We start from the raw sequence: 6,698 nt of genomic DNA, 5'->3' as shown, positions 1-6,698 counted from the left end.
CGCGACCGGGAGGGAAGCCCGATGCGACGTCGGACGCCAAGGCTGATTCAAATAGAGGTGCGAAGACGACATCTGGAGAATAGAAGAAAGGCGGTCAAGCTCAAATATATCGTTAGAAAACAGCCAGCCGCGACCGGGAGGGAAGCCCGATGCGACGTCGGAGTGCCAAGGTTGATTCTAATAGGGTGCGGAAACAGCCTTCCGGGAGAATAGAATAAAGGCGGCCAAGCTCAAATATATCGTTAGAAAAGAGCCAGCCGCGACCGGGAGGGAAGCCCGATGCGGCGTCGGAGCGCTAAGGCTGATTCTAATAGGGGTGTAGAAACAGCCTTCCGGAGAATAGAATAAAGGCGGCCAAGCCCAAATATATCGTTAGAAAAGAGCCGGCCGCGACCGGGAGGGAAGCTCGATGCAGCGTCGGAGCGCGGAGCTCCAATAAGAGCAATAAGAGCTACGGAGACAACATCCGGGGGATATCTTTTTTGCTTTTTCTGACAATAGATTCGCGCTTTACCGCTCCTCCGTTTGTTTGACACAGCATTCCTCATGGGGTAAAATGTTTCACGTGAAACATAGAAGGGGGAGGCGGCCGGGAGGTGCGGTATCATGGGACGAATTATCGCGATCACAAATCAGAAGGGCGGGGTGGGTAAGACGACGACTGCCGTGAATCTCGCCGCGACGCTCGCGGAGGCCGGTCAGAGGGTTCTTCTTCTGGATTTCGACCCTCAGGGGAACGCGAGCAGCGGCCTGGGGGTGGAGAGGAGCGAGATCCAAAGCTCAATCTATGATGTAATTACGGGAAATTCCGGAATTGAGGAGACGATCCTTCGGGATTGGATGGAAAATCTCGACCTGATTCCGGCAGATATGAGCCTTGCCGCGTGCGATGCGGAGCTCGCTGATGTGGAGAATAAAAATCTGATCCTTCGGGGAGCACTGCGGCCCCTCCGGGAGAAATATGAATATCTCCTCATCGACTGTCCTCCGAGCCTTGGGACAATCACTGTAAATGCTCTGAGCGCGGCGGATACCGTTCTGATTCCGATTCAGTGTGAATACTATGCCCTGGAGGGCCTGAGACAGGTTTTAAGCAGTATAGAGATCGTGCAGGAGGCGCTGAATCCCTCTCTTTTGATCGAGGGAATTGTCTTTACGATGTATGATGGGAGAATTCGTCTCTCTCAGGAGGTGGTTAAGACGGTGCGGAAGAATTTTCGGGGGAATATCTTCCAGAGTATGATTCCGAGGAACGTGCGTCTTGCGGAGGCACCGAGTCATGGACTTCCGATCACTGCCTATGACTCTGCCTCCAGTGGAGCGGAGAGCTATCGGAAGCTTGCGGTGGAAGTGATGAACAGGGAGGAATAGGGATGGCGAAGGAGAGACTTGGAAAGGGTCTGGACGCGATTTTCGGCCCATCCTCATCCAGAGCTTCGGCCCATGCGGAGGGAGTGACGAAAAACGCGGGGAGAGCAGAGAGAGAAGACGGAGAGAAAAAGGCGGGAGAGAAGGAGCAGCTTGTTCGGATCGGGTTGATCCAGCCGAACCGGAACCAGCCCAGGAAGGATTTTGACGAGGAAAAGCTCCAGGAGCTTGCGGAGTCCATCCGGCTCTACGGCGTGATTCAGCCATTGATCGTGAAAAAACAGGGACCGCTCTATGAGATCGTTGCCGGGGAGCGGAGATGGAGGGCGGCGAAGCTCGCGGGGCTTTCTGAGCTTCCGGTGATCGTCCGGGACTTCGATGAGAAGACGGCGAAGGAGATTTCCATCATTGAAAATATCCAAAGGTCGGATCTGAATCCCGTGGAGGAGGCGATGGCTTATCAGAGTCTTCTCACGGAATACGGGCTCACGCAGGAGGAGCTTGCGTCCCGGGTCTCAAAAAACCGCTCCACGATCACCAACAGTCTGCGGCTTTTGAAGCTGGAGCCCGAGATTCTGTCTCTGCTCCGGGAGGGAAAGCTGAGTCAGGGGCATGCGAGGGCGCTCCTTGGGATCGGAGACAGCGCGCTTCGGAGGAAGATCTCGGAGCGCTGCGCGAGAGAGGAGCTTTCCGTACGGGAAATCGAGGGCCTGGCCCGGGAAGGGCGGGGCCGAAAGAAGGAGAAGAAGGGAAGCGAAGAGGAAAGGGAGCGGGAGCAGCTTCTTTTGGCCTGCCGGGAGCTGGAAAAGAGGATGAAGTCCAGGCTTGGGACAAAGGTATCTATCGTTTCCCGGGATGGGAAAAGGGGAAGACTTGAGATAGAATATTACTCTCCGGAGGATCTGGAGCGGATCTCCTCTCTCTTAAAGATATGATTTGGAGAGGATTCCGGCATCAAAAGTCCGGCTCTGCGATGAGCATGCGTGAGAGAAGAAGGGACAGAACTTTATGAGGGACCTCTTTATCAGCGTAAAAGGGGGCTAAGTCCCGCGAGAGGACGAAGCAGGGAGCGCCATGGCGGAAGCTCTGTGGCGGAGCCATGCGGAATCCGCTTTTTTGTCCGAATCAAATTACCATGAAAGGATGGAAGAAAAGAGATGCCAGCTATCAATCATCTCGTGGCGGGAGGACTCCTGTTTTCCCTGATCCTGGCGCTTGCCGCCTTTATACTGGGGCTTCAGGCGAATCAGCGCTACAAGCAGCTCTACCGGCAGTATGATTATTTTATGCGCGGGAAGGACGCGGAGACTCTGGAGGATTATTTCGTGGATCTTCAGAGTCACGTGGAGCGGCTGGAGGAGGAGAAGGAAAATATAAAGGATATGCTCCGGATTGTAAATCGGAATATCCGGGCCTCCTTTCAGAAATTCGGCATCGTGAAATATAATGCGTTTGGCGGAATGGGAGGGAATATGTCCTTTGCGATCGCCATGCTGGATTATACGAACACGGGCTTTGTGATAAATTCGGTGCACTCCCGGGAGGGATGCTTTCTCTATATCAAGGATGTAGATGTCGGTACGACGGGGGTGGAGCTCGGCGCGGAGGAGAAGCTTGCGCTTGAGCAGGCGCTTGGCTACAGAGAGAAAGAGCAGTGAAGAAAAGGTTAAAGAGCAGTCTTCAAAGAGCGATTTTGATGATCGGCATATTTCTTGCCGCTCTTGTCATATACTTTACCCTCTCCTATCGAGCGGTGGAGCTCTCCAACCGGGTCTATTCCGTCATGGGAGAGGCAGAGCTGCCGGTGCTCTTTGCGGAGTCGGGGGGGATTCGCATCAATCCCATGCACGGCTATACGCAGGATATGGGAAATAAAACCGCGCGCGACTGTCTGACAGTGCTGCCGGAAGATCGTAAATTGAGTTTGAGCGCACTGGAAATGAACGGAAAAGTAGTTTCTGTTCAGTATGAGATCCGCTCTCTGGACCTTTCAAAGCTCATCGAAAACGGGACGGTGAAGGATATCACGGAGGATGGAGAGAAGACCAGGATTGAGATCCCGATTCAGAATCTCATCGAAAAGGACAGAGAGTATCTTCTTCGGCTCAGCCTGGACCTGGGGGAGAAGAGAGTCAATTATTATACGAGAATCCTTTGGACGGATAAGGACTTTTCTCCGCAGATGCTGGAGATCGCGGAGGATTTCACCAGAAAGACCTTTTCAAAGAATGATGCCAGGGCGCTGAGCGTCTATCTGGAAAGTGATGACACGGCGGATGAATCGACGCTTGCCCATGTGAGCCTGCACTCCAGCTTCAATCAGATCACCTGGGGAGACAGCGGAATGCAGCAGGACGGACAGCCGGAAATCTGTCTCAAGGAGCTCTCCGGGGATATGGGGGAGGTGCAGATCCGCTACGCGAGCTTTTGCAATGACAGGGACGGAAATGTGCGGAAATTCATGAATGAGGACAATTTTGTCTTCCGCTATGATCCGCAGAGAATCTTCCTCATGGACTATGACAGAAGGACGGAGGAGGAGTTTGAGAGCGCGGACTTTCGCTTCCGGGGAGGGAAGCTTCTCGTCGGGATTGAGAGCTCCTCCCGGCTCTATGCGAAGCAGTCGGATTCCACTCAGTTTCTGGCCTTTCGGAGCCCGGACGGCCTCTTTCGCTATGACAGCAGGGCAAAGAGCTGCGTTCGCATTTTCTCTTATCTCTCCGAGGAGGACAAGGCGCTCCGCGCGGGCTATAAGGCACACGGGATCAAGATCCTCGGAGTCAAGAATAACGGGGACGTAGACTTCCTCGTCTACGGCTATTTTAACCGCGGCCGTCACGAGGGGAGCTGCGGAATCCTCTATTATACCTATGACAATTCCGAGAATACTGTGGTGGAGAACTTTTTCCTGCCGCTTCCGGAGGGCTATGAGGTCCTGGAGGAGGATATCCAGAAGCTCTCCTATCTGAGCCCGAACCGGATGTTCTATTTCTACTACGACGGTAATGTCTATGGGGTGGATACGACGAGCTTTGAGCTGGTCACTGTAGCCGGGAATCTCGAGAATTCCGAATTTGCGGCCTCCCAAAGCGGGCGTTACATCGCCTATCAGGACAGCAGCGGGGAGGAGGGGCCCTATGAATCGGAGCGGATCAGCTTCGTGGATCTCTCGGATGACAAAAGTCTGGAGCTTACGGAGAGCGGGAGAAAGCTCAGAGTCCTGGGCTTTATCGGTGAGGATCTGATTTACGGTCTGACGGATCCCAATGTCACGGGGGCCTTTACGCCTCAGCATGAGGTCGCGGTTTCCGAGCTGAGGATCGCCGGCCCGGATCTCAAGGAGAAAAGCCGTTATCAAAAGGACGGAATTTATTATGGAAATGCGGAAGTGAGCGAGGATCGGGTGCGCTTTGACGAATATCGTCTGGACGGAGGGGAGTTCCGGCTTGCGGGAAGTGACAGCATCATTTCCAGTAAGCAGAATCTGGATTCCGCCGCGGTGAGTGCGGAAAATCTGCAGGATCCGACTCTTCAGAAGTGCTGGTACTATGGGATTTCGGACATCGGGGGGAAGACGGTGAAGTGCTATTCTCCGAAAAGCTTCTCTTTAGAGAAGTCCTCGAGCATCGATTTGAATATTCCGGAGGCAAAGGGCAGGGAACCGCTTTTCCTCGCGTATTCGCTGGGGCATTTCCGAGGCTCGAGCCGCACCATGCAGGGAGCCTGGGAGCAGGTCTATGAGGATTACGGCTATATCCTGGATGAAAGCGGGAGAATGCTCTGGAATCGGACGGATAAGGCGAATGCGGTCAATTTAAAGAATCCGAAGCTTTCGCCGGAGGAGCTGATAGCGCAGATTCCGAGCCTTGAGAATATGGAGCGCTGCGATGGCTTTCTGCTTCTGAATGCCTACGGGGTCGATCTCGGAAGCGTGCTTTATTATGTGGGAAAGGGAGTCCCCGTCCTGATCCGGGAGGGGGAGGATTACCGCTGTATCTTCTCTTATAATGCGGGGACCATCACACTTGGGGATCCCTCCGGGAAGAATCGGACTGTGATCGCAAGGAGCGAGGCGGAGGCGAGATTTAAGGCGGAGAATAATGCGTTCATAGCGGCACTTAAGACGGGGGAGACGCTGAGCCCGTAGGCATCCCATAAAGAGATTTTGCGGGAGGCGGCTCTGTGAGAGGCGGAGAATAGCCCCCCGGGAGGGAGGAGAAAGTCCGCGGGAATTATGCGGGAGGGGGATCACGATTTTCCCCCAAGGAGGATCCTTATTTCCCGCGGAGCAGAGCTGAGAGAGCGGAGAACTGCGAAAGGCTCAGGGCCTCCCCGCGGATATTTTCCGAAAGCCCCAGCTCTCTGAGAGCTTCCTCTGTCCTTTCCTTTGGGAGGGAGAGCCCTCCCGAGAGGGCATTTGCCAAGGTCTTTCTCCGGGTGGCGAAGGCGGCTCGGATGAGACGGAAGAGGAAGGCCTCTTCCTCCGGATTTTCCGGGGTCTCGTTTTTGAGTATCAGCCTGACGACAGCGGAGCCCACATTGGGACGGGGCAGAAAGCAGCCGGGCGCCACTTGGCGGACGAGCTCGATATCCGCATAATACTGCACGGCGAGGGAGAGCGCCCCGTAGCTCTTTGTGCCGGGGAGGGCGCGCATTCGCTCGGCGACCTCTCTTTGCACCATGATCGTGATGGAGCGGATGGGGGCGCGGCTTTCGAGAAGGGAGAAGAGGATCGGGCTTGTGATATAGTAGGGCAGATTCGCAGCCACCTTGATGGGCTGTCCGTCATTTTCCTCCCCGATGAGCCTTATGAGATCCAGGCGGAGCGCATCGCCCTGAATCAGGCGGAGATTGTCATAGGCACTCAGATTCTCTTCGAGGATCGGGATCAGCTTTTTGTCCAGCTCTACCGCGATGACCCTCCGCGCGGATTCGCAGAGAGCCTGAGTCAGCGTCCCGATGCCGGGCCCGATCTCCAGCACACAGTCCTCCCGCGTGATTTCAGAGGCAGTGAGAATGTCCCGGAGCACGCTTTCATCGATCAGAAAATTCTGACCGAATCTTTTTTGGAATTGAAAATTATTCTCTTTTATGACCCGGAGGGTCTCTCCGGGCCGAATCAGCTTATTCATAGGGAAATTATAGCATAATCCCGGGGAGGGAGCCATGCGGAATCGAGCTTTGCGTTTGGATGGATTCATGGCTTCCTCCGGATGGAAGGGAATGCCCCGGGGGAAGAGGAAGATGCGAACGCCCCGGGAAAGATAAGGAGGGATAGAGCTGCCCCGGAAAGCGGACGCAGCTCTTTGCCCTGCTGTCATAGCGAAAGA

The 6,698-nt window shown here is 54.7% G+C and carries 6 protein-coding genes; 5 read left to right on the top strand and 1 reads right to left on the bottom strand.

What is annotated here, in order from left to right; all coding sequences use genetic code 11:
• The 5 genes from HMPREF1986_RS13360 to HMPREF1986_RS03815 form a co-directional block, all read left to right on the top strand.
• Positions 1 to 213 (top strand): hypothetical protein (locus HMPREF1986_RS13360; protein WP_207636975.1); only part of this gene is annotated, 213 nt, incomplete at its 5' end.
• Positions 214 to 606: 393 nt separating this feature from the next.
• Positions 607 to 1,371, top strand: coding sequence for a ParA family protein (locus HMPREF1986_RS03830; RefSeq protein WP_021773453.1), 765 nt, complete (start codon positions 607 to 609; stop codon positions 1,369 to 1,371).
• A gap of 2 nt (positions 1,372 to 1,373) precedes the next feature.
• A complete protein-coding gene (locus HMPREF1986_RS03825; protein ID WP_021773452.1) occupies positions 1,374 to 2,303 on the top strand; it encodes a ParB/RepB/Spo0J family partition protein in 930 nt (309 codons plus the stop codon).
• 222 nt (positions 2,304 to 2,525) lie between these two features.
• Positions 2,526 to 3,026 carry a DUF4446 family protein gene (locus tag HMPREF1986_RS03820; RefSeq protein WP_009213539.1) on the top strand — a complete coding sequence of 167 codons (501 nt, stop codon included), beginning with the start codon at positions 2,526 to 2,528 and terminating at the stop codon, positions 3,024 to 3,026.
• A complete protein-coding gene (locus HMPREF1986_RS03815) occupies positions 3,023 to 5,515 on the top strand; it encodes a hypothetical protein (RefSeq protein WP_021773450.1) in 2,493 nt (830 codons plus the stop codon). The genes HMPREF1986_RS03820 and HMPREF1986_RS03815 overlap by 4 nt, the downstream gene beginning before the upstream one ends.
• A 127-nt stretch (positions 5,516 to 5,642) precedes the next feature.
• On the opposite strand, the gene rsmA is transcribed toward HMPREF1986_RS03815, so the two are convergent.
• Positions 5,643 to 6,500: a 16S rRNA (adenine(1518)-N(6)/adenine(1519)-N(6))-dimethyltransferase RsmA gene (gene rsmA, locus HMPREF1986_RS03810; RefSeq protein WP_021773449.1), complete on the bottom strand. Its 858-nt coding sequence runs from the start codon at positions 6,498 to 6,500 to the stop codon at positions 5,643 to 5,645.
• Positions 6,501 to 6,698: the final 198 nt, after the last annotated feature.

Source organism: Oribacterium sp. oral taxon 078 str. F0263 (genome assembly GCF_000469565.1).
Lineage (GTDB): Bacteria > Bacillota > Clostridia > Lachnospirales > Lachnospiraceae > Oribacterium.
This window is presented reverse-complemented; position numbering and strand designations above follow the sequence as displayed.

Bases quoted from the DNA above. Each gene is read 5' to 3' on its own strand.
- HMPREF1986_RS03830 (WP_021773453.1), top strand. From the start codon at position 607: ATGGGACGAATTATCGCGATCACAAATCAGAAGGGCGGGGTGGGTAAG.
- HMPREF1986_RS03825 (WP_021773452.1), top strand. From the start codon at position 1,374: ATGGCGAAGGAGAGACTTGGAAAGGGTCTGGACGCGATTTTCGGCCCA.
- HMPREF1986_RS03820 (WP_009213539.1), top strand. From the start codon at position 2,526: ATGCCAGCTATCAATCATCTCGTGGCGGGAGGACTCCTGTTTTCCCTG.
- rsmA (WP_021773449.1), bottom strand. From the start codon at position 6,500: ATGAATAAGCTGATTCGGCCCGGAGAGACCCTCCGGGTCATAAAAGAG.